Origin of the sequence: Porphyromonas catoniae ATCC 51270, assembly GCF_000565015.1 — a bacterium.
In the GTDB taxonomy this organism is placed as follows: Bacteria; Bacteroidota; Bacteroidia; order Bacteroidales; family Porphyromonadaceae; genus Porphyromonas; species Porphyromonas catoniae.
The window spans coordinates 1-18,538 of sequence record NZ_JDFF01000004.1 but is presented as its reverse complement, the minus strand read 5'-3'; the positions used below and the strand labels follow the sequence as shown (position 1 = coordinate 18,538).

Here is an 18,538-nt window from a genome sequence, read left to right as displayed (position 1 = left end):
GGGAGAGTTTGTGTTTGAGCGTATGAGGGGGAGGCTTTGTGCCTGTGTACAAGGTGAGGTAGAAGCCTAGAAATAGGGGCGGTGCTGCGTATGGAGCGACTAGCGATCTACGGGCTTATTGGAGGATTGTACTTCGTTGTGTAGACCGGAGAAGACTTACCGCATCAGGCGGGTAATTTCTAGTGCGAAAGCCAGCGTGATGGGGATGGAGAGGATGAGGGCTAGGGCTAAGTAGCCAATGCCCTCGCGGTATAGCTCTGGCGTGGTTTTGTAGCGTGTGGCGAGGAACTGTTGCCTGAGGGAGCTGTAGAGCTTATAGACCAGCCATCCGATGGTGAGCCCTACGGCAAGTCCCATGAGACAGTCGGAGGGGAAGTGTGCCCCGATATATATCCTGCTGTAAATGACCCAGCCTACAAGGAGGGAGACGGCACCGGTGAAAGCTCTGTTGCGGAAGGTCAGACAGAGCAGTGTTGCTACGGCTGTGTAGTTTGCCGTATGCCCCGAGAAGAAGCCATAGAGCTTCCCGTGATAGCCATAGACATAGTGCAATGAGTCCTGTAGCTCTGGCGTATGAGTTGGGCGTAGACGCTCGAAGAAGGGCTTGGCTATATGCGAGCTCAGCACATCCCCAATCGCCACACATAGCCCGATGCACAGCAGGAGCAAGACCGCCTCACTCTTTGGGCGTCTCCAGAAGAGGAAGAAAAGCAAAGCAATAGCTGGGAAGACCCAAGCAGCGAAGTGCGAGATTGCCCACATCGCTGCGTCCCAGTAGGGGCTATGGCAACCATTGATAGCTCGAAGGAGGTCTAGCTCTCCCGAAATAAAAGGGGGTGAAATAGCTATCATGAATATCCTTGCTTTAAGCGTGTATCAATGAGGGAGTACGGCTTCAATCGAAGAGGAGGTGATCCAACCCTTTCGCCCATCGGGGAGGGTGATCGTTTGCCATCCATCCAGTGGCTCGTCTGTGAGCTGCACTCGTGCGCCCTCGTGTAGGGTGAAGGCTACCCCAGAGGTTGCCTCTGGAGAGATGTGTACATTCACCTCGGGGCTAAGTACGACTGCGATGCTCCGATAGGCTCGGTCTGTATACACCCAATGCAGGATGAGGGCATTGGTGAAAATACAGAGACCGAAGAGCGATAGGCCAAGGTAGAAGTACAGCCTACGTCTGCCTCGGCTCTCGGTGAGGAAAAAGAATATCCCTGAGGCTAATGCTCCAACGAAGAGTATAAGGGCAAGAGGGGCAAGCGCTGTGAGCGGTAGAGCATAGGCTAGAGTTTCCCCAGCGGAGGCGAACCAGCTCTTGCCATCGGAGATCTTATCTACCGTCTTACGAATAGCTAGGTCTCTATTGTGCCGAGCATCTCTGTTGCGAGGGTCAAGGTGTAAGCTACGCTCATAGCAGAGTATAGCACGCCCCAGATCCCCCGAGTTGTAGGAGATATTCCCGAGGTTGTAGTAGTACTCGGAGTGGGGTGTCTCCGTATCGGCTTTGGAGGTATCGGGGGAAACTCCCGAGGGGTTACGGGCATAACTCGATTGAGGTTTCCCCGTAACCCTTTCGGAGGTATCCGGGGAAACTGTTTGGGGGGTGACTTGGGTCTCGTCGAAAGCTACCAAGCTCTCTGCTGCTCTAGCCTCTCCATAGAGGGCAAAGGAGCAGGCGGTGAAGAGGAATATAAGGAATGAGCGCATCGTGTGGTCGGATTTACTTACGGAGCTTGTGGCTATCTATCTGCCCTATGATCTGGGCTGCCCTGTCATAGAGCTGCTGCATATCCCCCTCTCTGACAGGGGCGAAGCGGGCAAACTCGGCCTCGTCAATGACAGAGGTTAGCTCATGGATGAGGTTTCCCTCCAGACCACGCTGTGTGAGTATCTCGCTCACAGAGGCACGGCTTAGCTCGGAGACAGGCAGGCGGAGCTTATCGCCAAGATAGCCCCAGAGGGCACGCATGACTTCCTCGTAGAAGGCTTCACGCTTCCCCTCTCTTAGGTATTGAGCTGATAGGCGTAGGCGTTTCGTGGCGACACTACTGGCTCGTGTAGCGTTGTAGGTGAGGCTGTCGGCACGTAGACGGCGTGAGCGGTCAAGATAAGTGTAGATGACGAAACTGAGGATGATGAGGAGGAAGTAGATAAGTCCATAGCCCAGCCCCGAAACAAAGCCAAGTAGAGGGATGGCTGTTTGCCCCTCTTCGCTGTGCTGAGGGCGGAGGCCTTGCTGGTGGACGATGCCTTCGCCCCCTTCACCAGAGGTGAGGTCAGAGCTTGCCTTCCCTTGTGCTACATCTAGCGTGAAGTTAGGCGAGTGGAGTGTCTCGTAGCGGTGGGTCTGAGGGTTAAAGAACGAGAAGGAAACCGAGGGGATCGTTACCTTGCCTATCCGTCTAGGGATGGCGAAGTATTCAATGACCTTCTTTCCCTCGACATTGCTTGGGAGTACCTTCTGCTCATAGGTCTCTTTGGGGTCGTAAATCTCGAAGCTCTCTGGGAACTTAATCAAAGGAGCTTTTGCTAGCTTCAGATTCCCCGTCCCCTCGAGTGTGAGGCGGAGGGTCACGGACTCGTTGGTCTTCGGTGCTTTCGTTAGGAGCTCGGCCTTCATGCGGAAAGCCCCGACTGCTCCAGAGAAGTCACTCGGGCGACCCTCTGTGGGAAGGGGACGAACCTGCACGGTGATGGGGGTGGAGCGGAGCAGACGGTCTACGATGGTCGTTGAGCCGAAGAAGGGATCATCTGTGTCGATTGCAACGGGGATGCGGATACCCACTTCGCTGGAGGGGATGGTGAGGGTGCCTGAGCGCTGAGGGAAGAGGACGTCCTCACGGAGTACCACGGTACGGTAGTTGGTCCCTTGGTAGTTCTCGAGGACGAGTTGCTTCCGCCCATCCCCTGGAGGTTCACTCTCCGAGATGAAGCCGTCGTACTCGGGAGCCTTGATGCTGGATAGCTCAAACTCTGTGGAGGAGTAGAGCTTGTAGTGTATGGGTATGGCTTGTTGCTCGTAGACGGTAGTTGTCCCAGGGATGGCTCGATAGAGGTAACGCCCAGTGCTGGAGGTTGATGCCTCTGCCGATCCACCCTTGCTGGGGAGGACTCGGATGCTGGCTCCTCGAACCTGCACTTGACGCCCCCCGATGACCGCTGTTGTTGCTCCGATGGTAGCCGTCCCGACGTTCTCGGCTAGGAGCGTGTAGGTCACACTCGTAGAGACCGAGGAGGTCGTGCGACCATTGATGCTCTGGAAGCGACTGGAGTGCTCCTGGGCTGGCCCGTAGAGTAGGGCTAGACCCTGCAGGCGAGGGTTGTCGAAGCGTGTGAGCTCAGCCTCACCCTGGATGGAGTAGGAGAGCTGGAAAGGCTTGCCCTGGATTACGGTGGCGGGTACCTCGATCTGTACGCTCTGGCTGTGTAGCGAGAGGACGCAGGTGAGGGAGAGGAGGCAATACCAGAGCGCCCTATGACGTAGGGCAAGTTGGGCTACCATCGCTTTTTATTCTTAGTGCTATTCTGTTGTTGCTTTTGCTCACGCTGTCGCTGCTCGACACGTCGGCGAGTCTGCTCATCATCGGAGCGGAAGGCATCGAGGATTTGCTTGGCTTGTTCCTGAGACATTTGCCCGTTCTGTTGCTCCTTGGGCGTGCCTTCCTGATTGTTGTTTTGCTTAGGATCTTGCTTGTCTTTATCCTTGTTCTGCTGTTGATCCTGCTTGGGGTTCTGTTTCTGCTTATCCTGCTTGTCCTTGTCTTGATTCTGATTGTTGCCTCCGCCTCCTTGCTGGTTTTGTTGCTGTTGCTTTAGGAGGCGTTGTGCCAAGGCAAGGTTATAGCGTGTATCGTCACTCTCTGGGTGCGTGATGAGGGACTCTTCGTAGAGACGTATGGCCTCTTCGTACTTCTTGTCCTTCATAGCTACATTGCCCAAGTTATGCAGGGTGGCAGCAGCTTCTTTGGTGGAGATGCGAGGGTCTCTGAGGGCACGCTCTAGGTAGCTCGCAGCCTCCTTATACCGACCAAGCTCATAGGCGGCAGCGGAGACACCAAAGTTTGCCTTGCCCGAGAGACTATCTAGCAGAAGAGCCTTACGGTAGGCTGTCTCAGCCTCGGAGAAGTTCCTCTCTTTATAGAGCCTGTTGCCCTGACGTATCTTCGTCTTTATCCCTTGGCTATAGGCAAGGCTTGAGGAAGATAAGAGGAGCAAGAGGGCAATGATCTTACTGCTCATGTCCAAAGATGTTATGGCGAATGAGGAACTTGTTTTTACGTCCCATGATGAAGAATTCTACGATGAGAAGGAGTAGAGCTACACGAAGCCATGGCTCGAAGTTCTCGATGTTGCCATTGTCAGCCATAGAGGAGACAGAGGCTCGGGGTAGCTCGTCAAGTTGCTTCTTGAGAGCCTTGATGATGGTGGCTTGTGTCTGCGAAGACACGAAGATGCCTTTCCCAGTATCTGCAAGCTGTTTGCACATATCCAGGTTGAGCTTTGTGACGACCATGTTCCCGGACTCATCGGTGAGCTGTCCCTGAGGTGTTGGGATCGGGCCACCTTCGCTTGTCCCAATACCTACTACATTGATGTGCACACCTGCCTTGGAGGCATCGGTAGCAGCCTCGAGGGCGTTGTCCTCGAAGTCCTCTCCATCTGTCAGGATAACAATCGCCTTGCCTAAGTCCTTCCTATCCGAGAATGACTGGCGCGCTAGGGTGATGGCACTCCCAATGGCTGTACCTTGGTCAGAGAGCATGCTCGGTGATACATCCGAGAGAAACTCCTGTGCGGTAGAGAGGTCGGTGGTGATGGGGAGCTGCACAAACGAGCTACCAGCGAAGACGATAAGTCCCACCTTGTCCGAGCGCATCTCCTCTAGGAGCTTCGTTATTGTGCGCTTGGCGAAGTCGAGGCGACTAGGGGCGACGTCCTGGCAGAGCATGGAGTTCGATATATCCAGACAGATCATCGCCTCTATACCCTTGCTGTCGTCCTCTTTACCCGAGGAGGTACGTCCAGGTACCTGTGGACGTGCCAGAGCCACGATGAGCAGTGCCAAGGCTGAGAGTACGAGGGCATCTCGCACGAGCTGACGCTTGCCCGAGGCAAGAGGCATCAGTTCGTCCTTCATTTCCCTGCTGGTGAAGCGTGCGATGAGCTTCCTTCGTCTGTAGTAGACGAAGAGAGAGAGTAGGGTAAGGGGGATGAGCCCGAAGAGTAAATAAAGGTACTCTGGAGAATAGAATAGGATATTCATCGCCTTACGGGTTGGTTTTCAAGAGGGTCGAGCGCAGGAGGAACTCCAGCAAGAGGAAGATAACAGCGATGAAGGCAAACAACGAGTACTCCTCGTAAATCGTACGATGATTCTTCGTCGAGAGTTTGGTCTTCTCGAGCTGATCGATCTTCTGATAGATTGTAGAGAGCGAGTTGTTATCCGTAGCACGGAAGTAAGCTCCCCCAGAGATCTCGGCTATTTGTTTCATCGTAGGCTCATCGAGGTCTACAGGTACGTTGCGCACGATGGTGCCGAATTCAGTCTGGAAAGGATATGGGGCTTCCCCCGAGGAGGATCCGACGCCAATCGTGTAGATGGATATGCCAAACGTCTTAGCAAGATCCGCTGCCATCTTTGGGGAGATATTCCCCGTGTTGTTCACACCATCCGTCAGCAGGATGAGGACTTTGCTCTTGGTCTTGCTGTCCTTGAGGCGGTTAATCGCCGTAGCAATCCCTGAGCCAATGGCCGTTTGGTCCTCGATGATCCCTGGGGTCATGTCTCGGAGGCGATTGATGAGCGTCGCATGGTCTTGTGTCAGCGGACATGCAGTGAAGCTCTCCCCTGCGAAGACGACGAGACCGATGTTGTCGTTTGGGCGACTTGCGATGAAACGCATTGCCACTTCCTTGGCAGCCTCTACACGGTTGGGCTGGAAGTCCATCGCCAGCATGCTGGTAGAGATATCCATCGTGAGCATGATGTCGATCCCCTCTACTTGGTTCTCACGCCAGCTGGAGGTACTCTGTGGACGTGCCAGCGCAACAATGACGGCACTCAGGGCTAAAAGTCGGAGGACAAAGACGGAGTGCCTGAGGTAGACACGCAAGCCTCCACCCTTGCCACTTAGCCCACGGAGGGAGGGGAGCAGTACCGTTGCCTCCTGTTTCCTTCGCCAGAAGATATAGATGGCGATTAAGAGGGGAATAAGCAGTAAGCCCCAGAGTAGATGTGGATGAAGGAAGGTCATTGGGTCACCTCCTTTCCTGCTAGTGACTCTCCCTCGCTAGGTATGAAGAGTCTCTCTATGCCTTCGGCTAGAGCCAGTGTCTGTGTGCGGAGCAGGAGTGCATCACCACGCTCGGGGAGACTCTTGGCGAACTTTACCAAACTAGCCTCCATCAAAACTTGCTCTACGTGCCTCGTCTGCTCACTTCCCAGCCCGAGGCTATGGAGCTTCTCTATGACTTCATCTGTCGTGCGCTCCATGGCCTCGAACCCATAGCGTGCTCCGAGGTAAGCCCTTAGCCCATCCGTTACCGTTGAGTAATAACGCTTGAAGTCCTCCTGTGTCTCCAGTCGAGCATCCCCTAGCGCCTCCAGCTTCCTCTTGAGCTGCTCCAATGCAGACACGGGGCGAAGGATCTCGGGCTTAACGACCTGGAGATACCGAGCTCTATTCCGATACTCATAGATGAGTAGAGCGATGAGCAGTAGCCCAGCTACGGCGTAGAAGATCCAAGACGTAAAGATCAAGATGAGTATATCCATCAAGGTATAGGGCTCGTCCCAAGGCGAGACAATGGGGCGAATGTTCTCGGGCTGGGAGAGGTCTACCTCTGGGGAAATCACATTCAGGGCAAGAGGCTTGGTCATCGCCTGTCCTGAGGGGGTCTCCACAACAATGGGAGGGAGTGTGATGAGCGTGGAGTCGAAGGAGGTGACGATCATCTGTGCCTTAATCTCCTGTACACCCTTGCCGATGTCAATGGTATCGGTTGCCCCAAAGGAGAGGACACGATACCGCTCAGGAGCGCCTGTGGAGTCCTGGAGTAGGTAGAAGCGTGTACGCGATAGATCGTCCGTGCGGATCGTGAGGTCAATGGCCGCACGTTCCCCAATCTTGATTTCTGGTCGATCCAAGCGAGCCTGAATGGAGACATTCTGCCCAACGGACGGAAGGCACCAAGCAAGGCTAAGGAGGAGACAATATGCTAAATACTTCATCTAATCAATGCCTATACCTAAACAAATATAGGGCTTTCGGTGGGCTAATCCTACAGCTAACTTCATTGTGGAGCTGTGGGGGTGGGCTTCGTTTTGTTTGTCAAGCTGTTACTAAACAGCGGGGACTGCAGTGTAGGGATAGGTCTGATAGCTCTGCGCCTCTAGTAGAGCTAGTCCTTACTTCTCAGAAGGTCCAGCTTCCTCACCCTCGTATTACTAAGAGGAGGGCTGTTTCCTCCAGCTCCATTCTAGAGGTACTGAGGATACCCCTCTTGAGGTACCCCCGATACCTCGGGAGCGTTTCCCTCAGTACCTCCAGAGAGGTTTCCCCGATACCCGTTTAGGCCTCCAGAGACAGCCTGTAGATAGAGGGCTGGAAGAGGGTCAAGCTGGCTAGCGTCGTACCCCAAACAGTTTGATGAGCTCGGGTACGTAGTCCTTACCCGTAGAGACCTCAATGTGATCTACGCCCCCTCTGAGGCAGTTAGAGCGGAAGGTCTCGAGTTGCTCCTCGATGCTCTTGCGGTAGGCCTTCCTTAGGCGTGGGGAAGAGGTGTCGATGTAACGCTCCTCTCCACTCTCGGCATCCAAGAGGCGGACGATCCCCATCTGTGGGAGCTCGACTGCCCCTTCGTCGTAGGTGCGGATAGCCACGAGGTCATGCTTACGTGCTGCGAGCATCAGCGTCTGGCTATACGGCTCACCCCACTGGAAGAAGTCCGAGATAAGGAAGGCAGTACACCGCCTCTTGATCAAGCGGTTGAGGTAGGAAAGGGGGACATTTAGATTGGTCTCCCTGCTCCGAGGCTCGAAGCTCAGTAGCTCACGGATGAGGTAGAGGATGTGCTTCTTCCCACTGCGTGCTGGGATGAAGAGTTCGACTTCATCCGTGAAGAGGATGGCCCCTACCTTATCATTATTCTGAATGGCGGAGAAGGCGAGGGTAGCAGCGATCTCGGCATTCAGCTCCCGCTTGCTCTCGCTACGAGTTCCGAAGGCTGTGCTACCCGTCATATCTACTAGGAGCATGACGGTGAGTTCTCGCTCCTCCTCGAAGACCTTAATAAAGGGGTTGGCGTAGCGTGCGGTAACATTCCAGTCAATGTCTCGTACGTCATCCCCTACCTGATAGCCTCGTACCTCACTGAAGGCCATCCCTCGACCACGGAAGGCCGAGTGATACTGCCCAGCGAAGACCTGCTCGGAGAGTCCCCGTGCCTTGATCTCGATACGCCGTACCTTCTTGAGGAGGTCAGAGGTTTGCAGTCTTGACTTCATCTATACAGAGGGTCTGAGGTAGAGGCTAGGGTACCTCTACCTTGTTGAGGATCTCCTTGATGACTTCGTCAGCAGTGAGGTCATTCGCCTCTGCCTCGTAGGAGAGCCCGATACGATGACGTAGGACGTCATAGCACACAGCTCGGATATCCTCTGGGATGACGTAGCCACGTCGCTTGATGAGGGCGTAGGAGCGTGCTGCCAAAGCCAAGTTAATAGAAGCACGAGGTGACGCACCGAAGGCGATGAAGGGGCGTAGTGACTCTAGCCCGTACTCCTCTGGACGTCGTGTGGCAAAGACAATATCGACGATGTAGCGTTCGATCTTCTCATCCACGTAGACTCGTGCAGCTAGATTACGTAGCTCTAGGATGTCAGAGATGGAGAGGATGGGGCTGACCTTATCCTCGTGTCCTGGGCGGATCTGCTGGCGGATGATGAGTGTCTCTTCCTCCTTCTTGGGGTAGGAGATGAGGACCTTCAGCATGAAGCGGTCTACCTGAGCCTCGGGCAGAGGATAGGTACCCTCTTGCTCGATGGGGTTCTGTGTAGCCATGACAAGGAATGGGTTCGGCAGACGGAAGGTCTCTTCGCCGATGGTCACCTGATGCTCCTGCATGGCCTCTAGCAGGGCACTCTGTACCTTCGCTGGGGCACGGTTGATTTCATCGGCAAGGATGAAGTTAGAGAAGATAGGACCTTTCTTCACTTGGAAGTCCTCCTCTCGCTGGCTATACATCAGTGTCCCTACCACGTCAGCAGGTAGGAGGTCAGGGGTAAACTGAATGCGCTTGTAGTCGGCTTGTATGAGCTGCGCCAGGGTCTTGATGGCTAGGGTCTTCGCTAGCCCCGGGAGCCCCTCCAAGAGGATGTGTCCACCTGAAAGTAACCCGATGAGCAAGGAGTCTACGAGGTGCGCTTGGCCGACGATTGACTGGTGCATCCCTGTACGTAGCTGCTCTACGAGGTGCCCTTTACGCTCAATCTCCTCAGTGAGGATACGGATGTCTGTTGATTCCATTGTTAGTCTATCCTTATCTTAGTTTGGAGTATTCTTACTATCTATTTCGCTGTGCTACTTATTCTTAATAGAGCGCTGTAGTATCAACGCCTTATTAACGGAATTCGTATCACGTGCATCTATCTTATACTTCGAGGCTTGTGGTAGTGTGATGGTGGTGCCAATGGGGATATTGTCGGGGTCTTTGATTCGACTTCGATTCTCCTCATAGATGTACACCCAGAAGGCCTTATGCCCATACTTCCTCAAAGAGAAGCGTGTGAGGCGGTCTCCAGCCTGTATGCGCACAACTTCGGTCTCTTCGCTGGAGGCAGGCTGGGCTTTAGAGGCAGAGGGAGGGGCAGGGGCAGGTGTAGAGGCGAGGGCGTCGCTAGCTGTCCCGCTGGAGCTGTCCGCCTGGATCATGAGGCTATCTTTCTCTCTAGGCTCGGCGGTCGGAATGACTGTGGTTGGGGTTGTCTGCTGAGCGGGCTTCGGAGGGAGAGGCTTAGCTTCGTTCTTGTTCTTCTGCTGGTTGTTGAGCAAGAAGATAACGAGTATAGCTCCGATGAGTAGGAGCATGGCCACAATGAGCCAGATGTAGCAGCCAGAGCGAGACTTACGGGGTGAAGAGGTGGCTGTGGGCGTCGTGACGGATACCGAGGGTACTGGGGGTATGACGGGTGTTGTCGCCTCGGCAGGAGCTTCTACCTTCTCCTCTTCCTCTGATTCTGTCAGCGAGATAGGGTCAGGTGAGGTCTGCACGGCAGGGGCTTCTACCTCCTTCTCCTCCTCTAGTTCTGCCTGTGGTGTAGGGTCAGATGAGGCCTGTATAGTGGGGGCTTCTACCTTTTCCTCTTCCTCTGGTTCTATCTGCGAGACAGGGTCAGACGAGGATTGCACAACAACGGCTTCCATCTTCTCTTGTTCCACTCCTTTCGTATCCTCCACCGCTGTTTCACCCTCTGTTTCAGGGAATGGCGTAGGCATGAGGAGTGTAATGGGGTGGATTTCTCCTAAGACCTCGAGACTTGTAACCTCACGTATCTCGAGGTCATTGCTCTGCTCCCCGTGTGCAACCTCTACGGGGACAAACATGCTGAAGGGCTTGTTGAGTGCCTCGGCAAAGACTGATAGAGGTGTGAAGGTATAGCCCGAAGAGGTAGAGGAAGCATCCCCTGAAACTGTATGGAAGAGGCCGAGGCGGGGCCAAGCTACTGAGCCTGCTTCTCGCATCAGCTCTTCCCAAAGGATGGGGATAGCTTTAAGCCAAACCTGAATGACTTCAGCCCGTAGCTTCGTGGAGTTTACCAGGGCTTCGATGAGGAAGGTGAGGGGAATAGCAGATTCCTCTCTTCCTGCCCTCTCCCAGCGCAGATCTAGAGAAAGCCTAGGAGGGACGAGGTAGCGAGTGCCATCAGGGAGCTGGGCAAGGAATTCGCCCTCTTGCCTCAGTGTGAAAACGCCAATGCAGGGGAAGGCAATCTCTGCCCCGAGGAGCAAACGCTGCTCGATCTGTGCTGCGAGTGCCTGCCAGAGCTGCTGAGAGCTACTGGGGTGTAGTGAGGAGGCCTTGGCAAGGCGCACTGTCCATAGTTCCTCTTGTAGCATGGGGCGATGTGCTAGTGGATGCGTCCGTAAAGGTCAAAGGTATCCGCCGAAATAATCTCTACGGGATAGAAGTGACCTACCTGAAGATCTGGATGCTCGCCTCGGGCAAGAAGCACTTCCCCATCGACCTCAGGAGAGTCGTACTCTGTGCGACCGATGAAGTATTCCTCCTCGGCACGATCAATCAGAGTGCGTAGGGTCTGACCGACCTTGGCAGCATTCAGCTCTCCTGCAATCTGCTCCTGAGTCTGCATCAGACGATCCATACGCTCCTGCTTGACAGAGAGGGGGATGTGGTCCTCATATTGCTCGTAGGCATAGGTACCACTCTCATGTGAGTAGACGAAGGCCCCCATGCGATCAAAGCGAATATCCCGAACGAACTGTAACAGCTCCTCGAAGTCTTGATCCGTCTCATGAGGATGCCCAGTCATCAGGGTGGTCCTTAGATGGATGCCTGGGACGCTCTGGCGCATATAGCATAGGAGGTCATAGGTCTCAGCCTTGGTCACTCGCCGACGCATAGCCCGAAGCATTCGGTCACTTATATGTTGTAGGGCTATATCGAGGTAGTTACAGATGTTATCACGCTCCCTCATCACATCGAGGATCTCTCTGGGGAAATCTGCTGGATAGGCATAGTGTAGACGTAGCCACTCGAGGCCTTGGACGTCAGAGAGACGCTGCATCAGTTCGGCGAGACAGTTCTTCTTGTAAATGTCTAGACCATAGAAGGTGAGGTCCTGAGCGATGAGCTGGATCTCCTTGACTCCAGAGGCAACTAGGGCCTTAGCTTCCTCGAGGAGGCTCTCCATAGGACGAGACTTGTGCTTGCCTGTGATGATAGGGATGGCACAGTAGGAGCAGCTGCGGTTACAGCCCTCCGAGATCTTCATGTAGGCGTAGTGGGTAGGGGTCGTGATGCTCCTATTGCCACCTAGCGGGTCATGATGGTAGGCTTTGCCTAGGTCGGTGAGGAGGTTCTTCCAGTTAAACTTCCCATAGTATCCGTCAACCTCGGGTATCTCTTTCTTCAGCTCATCCATGAAACGCTCCGTCAGACAGCCCATGACATAGACCTGCCCGATGCGCCCAGACTTCTTGGCCTCGACCATCTTGAGTATCATGTTGATCGACTCCTCCTGTGCGTCGCCAATGAAGCCACAGGTGTTGAGGACAACGATCTCACCATTCACCGCTGATGAATTATGGCTTACCTTGTATCCATTAGCTAGGAACTGGCGGATGAGCTGCTCGGAATCTACTAGGTTCTTAGAGCACCCGAGTGTGATGACGTCTACTTGATTCTTTCTCATTCTCCGAATAGGGAGTCCACAAACTCTTTCTTTCTGAAAAGCTGAAGGTCTTCAATGCCTTCACCTAATCCTATATACTTGACTGGGATCTTAAACTGATCTGATATACCGATGACTACACCACCCTTGGCCGTACCATCGAGCTTAGTGATGGCCAGAGCATTGACCTCGGTAGCTGCAGTGAACTGCTTGGCCTGCTCGAAGGCATTCTGCCCTGTGCTTCCGTCTAAGACTAAGAGGACTTCATGGGGAGCATCAGGGACGACCTTCTGCATGACCCTGCGGATCTTCGTTAGCTCGTTCATCAAGCCTACCTTGTTATGTAGTCTACCCGCTGTGTCGATGATTACGACATCGGAGCCCGCCTTCATCGCGGCACTTAGCGTGTCGAAGGCTACGGAGGCTGGGTCGGCAGACTGATGCTGCTTGATGAGTGGGACGTCCACACGCTTTGCCCAAATATCTAATTGCTCGATTGCTGCAGCCCTAAAGGTGTCTCCAGCACCAAGCATCACCTTGTATCCGTTCTGCTTAAACTGATGTGCGAGCTTGCCTATGGTTGTGGTCTTCCCGACACCATTTACCCCTACGACCATGATTACGTAGGGCTTCTTATCGGCAGGTAGAGAGAAGTCCTCACCATCCGTAGCTCCGTTCTCGGTGAGGAGCTCAGCGATCTCGCCTCGTAGGATGCCTGTCAGCTCCGAGGTAGAGACATACTTGTCTCGCTGGACACGCTCCTCGATGCGGCGGATGATCTTTAGGGTAGTCTCCACGCCGACGTCACTAGTGACTAGTACATCCTCTAGCTCATCAAGCACTGAGTCATCTATTGTCGTACGACCCGCTACGGCACGTGCGATCTTAGTGAAGACATTCTCCTTGCTCTTGGCGAGTCCTTCGTCAAGCGTCTCCTTTTTCTTTTTAGAGAAAAGTCCGAATAGTCCCATATTTTAAAACTCGTTCCTTATCATTGGGGTAGGGAGGAGGTCTCTGCTCCTCTTGGGAGAGGGAAGCAGAGACCTAGGGGAAATGCTAAGCCTCGCAGCTGGTACAGGTGACAAGGTTTGTGATCATGTCCTTTGAGACACTGTTACTGCGCTGGTAGTACAGACCCTTGATGCCGAGCTTCCAAGCCTCGATGATGAGACGGTTCACCTCCTTGATTGGCATCTCTGGTGGGATGTTGAGATTGAGGCTCTGAGATTGGTCGATGAACTTCTGACGAATTGATGCCTGGATGATGATGTCCTTCTGCGAGATCTCACGGAAGGTCTTGAAGACCTCCTTCTCTTCATTCGAGAGGAAGTCCAAGTGCTGTACCGAGCCAGCGTTCATCATGATCTCACGCCATACCTCATAGGTGTCTTTGCCCTTAGCCTCGAGGAGCTGGCGTAGGTAGACATTCTTGCGGATAAAGTTCCCCTTTGCAAGACCTACCTTATAATAGTTACTGGAGTAAGGCTCGATACCTGGGCTTACCTGTCCGAGGATAGAAGAAGAGGATGTCGTCGGAGCAATAGCAAGGCGTGTCGTGTTACGATACTTGACGCCAGGGTAGCCATTCTCCTCGAAGATGGGCGCAGGGCCTAGGAGCTCTGCTAGGCGAAGGCTCTCAGCAGTGGTCTTTCGCTCTATAAGGCCGAAGATCTCCGTGGTGAGGGCATTAGCCTTCAATGAGCCAAAGGGGATCATCTTGCTCTGTAGGTAGGAGTGCCACCCGAGTACACCGATACCTATTGCCCGATGTCGCTTAGCGAAGTTGGCAGCATACTTTAGGAATTTCTTCCCATCCGTCTTGGCGATGTACTCCGAGAGGATACCATCGAGGAACATCACTGCTAGCTCGGGTAGGTTGGTGTCCTTCCACTCATCGTAGAGGGCGAGGTTCAGAGAGCAGAGACAGCAGATGAAGGTCTCTTTGTCCGCATCTGGTAGAGCGATCTCGCTACAGAGGTTACTATGGGTGATGTTGCAACCTAGATACTGATAGATCTCAGGCTTATTAATATTATTGGTGTCACTAAACCATATATAAGGTAGTCCCTTCTGCACACGAGACTCCAAGACCTTCGCCCAGATCCTGCGCTTCTCCTCATCACCCTCAATCATCTCGACCATCCAGTAGTCGGGTACGCAGACAGCGTAGAAGATGTTCTGCAGATCACTACCTATATCCTTAATGCGTAGGAACTCCTCGATGTCGGGATGGTCGATGTCTAGGTAGGCAGCGAATGACCCTCTGCGGGAGCCCTGTGTGACGACGGTCATCACCGTGTCAAAGAGCTTCATGAAGGAGACTGCACCAGAGGACTTCCCGTTGTTTGCGATGGATGCCCCGCGACCTCTGAGGTTACCGAAGTAGGCAGATGTACCAGCACCTAGCTTGGTGTGCATCATCACCTCACCTAGCTTCGTAGTGATGTCGGCGATGCTATCCCCGATGTAACATCCCTGACAGGAGATAGGGAGCCCACGGGAGGTGCCAGCATTGGTCCAGATAGGAGAGGAGAGGGAGAGCCAGCCCTTGTAGATGGCATCCTTAAACTCCTCCTTGAGGCTATCTGTGCCTACGCTCTGCCCAAGGTACGAGCAGACAGATGAGGTGATACGATCTATGGCATCGTGTATGGTCTCTCCGTTGAGGAGATAGCCTCTATCGAGGACGGCCTTGGACTCCTCGTTGTACCACCAAGGCTCTTGTCTAGAATAAGTCATTTGCGGTAATGGGTCTATCGTGCTTAGTATAGGCGGTGGGTCGCTTGGCAAAGAAGTCGTCTAGGTCATTAGCATAGACGTATTCATCGAACCACTGCATGGGCAGGTACTCCTCGGTAGAGATGTTATATACCTTGTCGTAGCCCATTTGCGTCAGAGCATTATCTACACGGTACTTCATGAATGAGAGCATGTCCTTCGCAGAGTAAAACTCTAGCTCTCCAGGCTCATAGATCCATGTCAAGAGCTCCTCTTCGTAGGCCAGGTAGTGGCGTACCATACGCTCTACCTCCTCGGTGCTAAGTCGCATCTCTGGGTACTCTGTGAAGATCTTGTTGATGATATATACACCGGCATCGGCGTGACACTGCTCATCCACACTGCTCCATGAGACCATATTGGCTGTATTCTTCAGTATGCCCTTGAAGTGCGAGAAGGCTACCATGTTGGCGAACTGAGAGAAGAGTGAGGAGTTCTCGATGACGATAGTGAAGAAGAAGAGCTTGTGTATAAAGTCCTGCTGCGAACTCAAATGCTCCTCTGTCAGCTCGAGCTTGCGACGGAAGACGGGGATATCCAAGAGCTTCTTGAACTCCTCCTCTAGGCCCACTACCTCGAGTAACCTAGCATAGGCTGATGAGTGACGGCATTCAGACTCACTAAAGGTTGCCCCTAGGTCGTTGAACTCTGGCTTGGGTAAGAACTCGTAGAGCTTCCCCCAGAAGGTCTTCACCGTTACCTCTACCTGTGCTATCGCTAGTAGGCTACGCTTGATGACTTCACGCTCCTCATCGGTGAGTAGGGTCTTGAAGTCCTGGATGTCGTCACTGAAGTCCACCTCAGAGTGTACCCAGAAGGTACGATTCATGTTGTCGATGAACCGCTGTACCTCTGGATATTCAAAGGGCTTGTATTCCGTCCGTTTATCGAAGATCATATTTGTATTTGGTTATTACTGATAGTCGGTTTGGTTTTAGTCCATGCGTCCTTTGTAGTCTTCGTAGCTAAAGGAGCGAAGGCATTCAATACTACCATCGCTGTGCTTGAGGGCAATCGATGGGTGTGTGATACCATTGAACATTGTTGTCTTCACCGTGGTATAGTGGAGCATGTCCTCAAAGATTACTTCGTCGCCGATCTGTAGGGGGCGATCAAACTCCCAGTAGCCGATGAAGTCTCCACTGAGACAACTATTTCCCCCGATGCGATAGCTATGTGCCTCACGGTTGTATTCCGTAGTGCTTTTCGCTCCTCGGATGGCTGGCTGGTAGGGCATCTCAAGACAATCGGGCATGTGGCATGTGAATGATACGTCCACGATGGCCGTGCGTATGCCATGATGCTCAACGATGTCTACTACGGAGGAGGTAAGGTAGCCCGTCTGCCATGCGAAGGCACTGCCTGGCTCGAGGATGAGTGAGAGGTGTGGATGACGAGCCTTAAAGTCCCGAAGTACTCGGATAAGTCGCTCGACGTCGTAGTCCTTCCTGGTCATCAGGTGCCCCCCACCCATGTTTAGCCACTTGATCTTAGGAAGGATATGGGCGAAACTCTGCTCAATGATAGCGAGCGTTTGCTCTAGGTCTTCGGCTGTCCCCTCGCACAAGGAGTGGAAGTGCAGCCCTTCAATGCCCTCGGGCAGAGTCCGTAGCTCACTTGCTGGCACACCGAAGCGAGAGCCTGGAGCGCAAGGGTTATAGAGGTCGGTCTCGACAGCCGAATACTCGGGGTTAATCCGAAGCCCGAAGGATACGCTCCCATCCCGTGGCATGAGTGGGCGAAGACGCTCTATTTGGCTTAGGGAGTTGAAGGTAATATGCGAGCTGTAGCGTAGGAAGCTAGGGAATTCCTCCAGGGTATAGGCTGGGGAGAAGGTATGGGCACGTGCGCCCATCTCCTCGAAGGCAAGCTGTGCCTCCCAGATGGAGCTAGCTGTGCTATGGGTGATGTACTCCCGGATAATGGGGAAGGTCTTCCACAAGGCATAGGCCTTGAAGGCTAGGATGATCTCCACGCCTGCCCGCTTAGCCACGCTCTGTATGAGGGTAAGGTTCCTCCTCAGGAGGTCTTCCTCGAGGATGTAACAGGGGGAGGGTACTGCTTGTATTGTTGTTGCCAAAGCTTATCGTCTATACTCTACGCTCGTTTAAGTTACAAAGATAGTAAATCTGCCCCTCTTTTCTTTACGTAGTTTTCCAACCTGGGGATGCTCTCATTCTCCTCGTAATGTCCCATCATCTAGCCAGGTGATTGACTATGGCTCTCCTCTTAGTTGTCCTTTGCCCTCCCTGCTTTTCCTATTTTGGAGCTCTCCCATAATCCTTGCAAGGGCTTGGCTTGAAACCCTTGCAAGCCTTTCCTCGCAAACCCTTGCAAGGACTCTCGGGGGAACCCTTGCAAGGGTTTTGTTTGGACGGGGAAATGCCCTCCGTAGGCAGTGCATCCAGCCCTCTTTGAGCAGGTGTTTCGCACCGATAACTCTAATGCCATTGGGGAGCGGAGGAGCAATAGGTGATAGAGCGAGGGCTTTTGGCTAAATGGATATATATTTCTATCTTTGCGGGGTCTTTTCGGGGTAGCCCCAAAGGAAAAACGGAGAGGAGAGGTGCTCGAGTGGTTGAAGAGGCACGCCTGGAAAGTGTGTAAACGCCAAAAGCGTTTCGCGGGTTCGAATCCCGCCCTCTCCGCAAAAAGGCTTCAAAGTGACTGCGAAATGGTCGTCACAGAAGCCTTCAAAACAAGAGGAAATCGTTGTAGGACATGGTCTTACAACGATTTTTCTTTGTATGCAGTCCATAGACCTGACGGCTTACCCCTAGGGTCTAATCGTCATCAACCGGTCAAATTCTGCTACAGAAACTGCTACACAAATCAAGGCGTAGCAATTAGTGTAGCAGTGACGGCTAAATGAAGGGCTAATTGAAGGCCGCAACATACTCTCATTCAATGTATAAGTAAGTAACTTTGTAGCACCTGCTACACTAAGGAATGATGCATTATGAGACAATCGTTCAAGGTGTCCTTCTACCTACGCTCCAACTACGAGAACAAAGAAGGCAAGTCGCCCGTCATGCTACGGATCTTCCTCGGAGGAGCTATGAGCAATCTTGGCTCCACGAAGATCTTCGTAGACAAGGCACAGTGGAATAGCAGAACCAGCCGACAGAAGGGACGCTCCTCAGAAGCCCTCGCTGTCAATGCTAGCCTAGATGCCATCTCCACCAGCCTCCACTCCCTCTACCACAAGTACCAAGACGACCAAACGATCTCGCTGGACAAGCTCCGCTCCGCCTACCTCGGGCAAATCCAGGAGTTCAGCACCTTTCTCCCTGTCTTTGACAAGTTCATCGATGGCATCCGTCAGCGCGTGGGGCACACCATCAGCAA

General features: G+C 53.3%; 16 protein-coding genes and 1 tRNA gene. 2 read left to right on the top strand and 15 right to left on the bottom strand.

From position 1 onward, the window contains the following. Positions 1-156 precede the first annotated feature (156 nt). From HMPREF0636_RS00575 to nspC, 15 genes are all read right to left on the bottom strand, one after another. A complete protein-coding gene (locus tag HMPREF0636_RS00575; protein ID WP_044167719.1) occupies positions 157-852 on the bottom strand; it encodes a phosphatase PAP2 family protein in 696 nt (231 codons plus the stop codon). 24 nt (positions 853-876) lie between these two features. Continuing rightward, complete coding sequence (locus HMPREF0636_RS00570; RefSeq protein WP_044167718.1) at positions 877-1,704, bottom strand: tetratricopeptide repeat protein; 828 nt, start codon at positions 1,702-1,704, stop codon at positions 877-879. A 13-nt stretch (positions 1,705-1,717) separates the two neighbouring features. Continuing rightward, positions 1,718-3,499 carry a BatD family protein gene (locus HMPREF0636_RS00565; protein ID WP_044167716.1) on the bottom strand — a complete coding sequence of 594 codons (1,782 nt, stop codon included), beginning with the start codon at positions 3,497-3,499 and terminating at the stop codon, positions 1,718-1,720. Then, entirely contained in the window at positions 3,493-4,236 is a 744-nt protein-coding gene (locus HMPREF0636_RS00560) for a tetratricopeptide repeat protein (protein ID WP_044167714.1), read from the bottom strand. The genes HMPREF0636_RS00565 and HMPREF0636_RS00560 overlap by 7 nt, the downstream gene beginning before the upstream one ends. Further along, positions 4,226-5,260 (bottom strand): VWA domain-containing protein, encoded by a 1,035-nt coding sequence (locus HMPREF0636_RS00555; RefSeq protein WP_044167712.1) that lies wholly within the window; start codon positions 5,258-5,260, stop codon positions 4,226-4,228. The genes HMPREF0636_RS00560 and HMPREF0636_RS00555 overlap by 11 nt, the downstream gene beginning before the upstream one ends. 4 nt (positions 5,261-5,264) lie before the next feature. Further along, positions 5,265-6,251 carry a vWA domain-containing protein gene (locus tag HMPREF0636_RS00550; RefSeq protein ID WP_044167711.1) on the bottom strand — a complete coding sequence of 329 codons (987 nt, stop codon included), beginning with the start codon at positions 6,249-6,251 and terminating at the stop codon, positions 5,265-5,267. Continuing rightward, positions 6,248-7,228 (bottom strand): hypothetical protein, encoded by a 981-nt coding sequence (locus HMPREF0636_RS00545; RefSeq protein ID WP_044167710.1) that lies wholly within the window; start codon positions 7,226-7,228, stop codon positions 6,248-6,250. The genes HMPREF0636_RS00550 and HMPREF0636_RS00545 overlap by 4 nt, the downstream gene beginning before the upstream one ends. Before the next feature lie 393 nt (positions 7,229-7,621). Then, the gene (locus tag HMPREF0636_RS00540) at positions 7,622-8,506 is read right to left on the bottom strand and encodes a DUF58 domain-containing protein (RefSeq protein ID WP_005469505.1); all 885 of its coding nucleotides are present in this window, start codon (positions 8,504-8,506) and stop codon (positions 7,622-7,624) included. 25 nt (positions 8,507-8,531) lie between these two features. Further along, positions 8,532-9,527, bottom strand: coding sequence for an AAA family ATPase (locus HMPREF0636_RS00535; protein ID WP_044167709.1), 996 nt, complete (start codon positions 9,525-9,527; stop codon positions 8,532-8,534). Positions 9,528-9,581: 54 nt separating this feature from the next. After that, positions 9,582-11,117, bottom strand: a complete 1,536-nt coding sequence (locus HMPREF0636_RS00530) for a LysM peptidoglycan-binding domain-containing protein (RefSeq protein ID WP_044167707.1) — start codon at positions 11,115-11,117, stop codon at positions 9,582-9,584. Between the two features lie 11 nt (positions 11,118-11,128). Then, complete coding sequence (gene rimO, locus HMPREF0636_RS00525) at positions 11,129-12,433, bottom strand: 30S ribosomal protein S12 methylthiotransferase RimO (RefSeq protein WP_044167705.1); 1,305 nt, start codon at positions 12,431-12,433, stop codon at positions 11,129-11,131. Continuing rightward, a complete protein-coding gene (ftsY, locus tag HMPREF0636_RS00520) occupies positions 12,430-13,383 on the bottom strand; it encodes a signal recognition particle-docking protein FtsY (RefSeq protein WP_044167704.1) in 954 nt (317 codons plus the stop codon). Before ftsY ends, rimO begins: the two co-directional genes overlap by 4 nt. 85 nt (positions 13,384-13,468) lie before the next feature. Beyond that, positions 13,469-15,151 carry a ribonucleoside-diphosphate reductase subunit alpha gene (locus tag HMPREF0636_RS00515; RefSeq protein WP_005469495.1) on the bottom strand — a complete coding sequence of 561 codons (1,683 nt, stop codon included), beginning with the start codon at positions 15,149-15,151 and terminating at the stop codon, positions 13,469-13,471. Further along, entirely contained in the window at positions 15,138-16,088 is a 951-nt protein-coding gene (locus HMPREF0636_RS00510) for a ribonucleotide-diphosphate reductase subunit beta (RefSeq protein WP_044167702.1), read from the bottom strand. Before HMPREF0636_RS00510 ends, HMPREF0636_RS00515 begins: the two co-directional genes overlap by 14 nt. Before the next feature lie 36 nt (positions 16,089-16,124). Continuing rightward, complete coding sequence (nspC, locus tag HMPREF0636_RS00505) at positions 16,125-17,270, bottom strand: carboxynorspermidine decarboxylase (protein ID WP_081748360.1); 1,146 nt, start codon at positions 17,268-17,270, stop codon at positions 16,125-16,127. Positions 17,271-17,750: 480 nt separating this feature from the next. Here nspC and HMPREF0636_RS00500 point away from each other — a divergent pair. Beyond that, positions 17,751-17,838 (top strand) — tRNA-Ser (locus tag HMPREF0636_RS00500). A 311-nt stretch (positions 17,839-18,149) separates the two neighbouring features. Further along, positions 18,150-18,538: Arm DNA-binding domain-containing protein (locus HMPREF0636_RS00495; RefSeq protein WP_044167542.1), on the top strand; the 389-nt coding region annotated here is incomplete at its 3' end.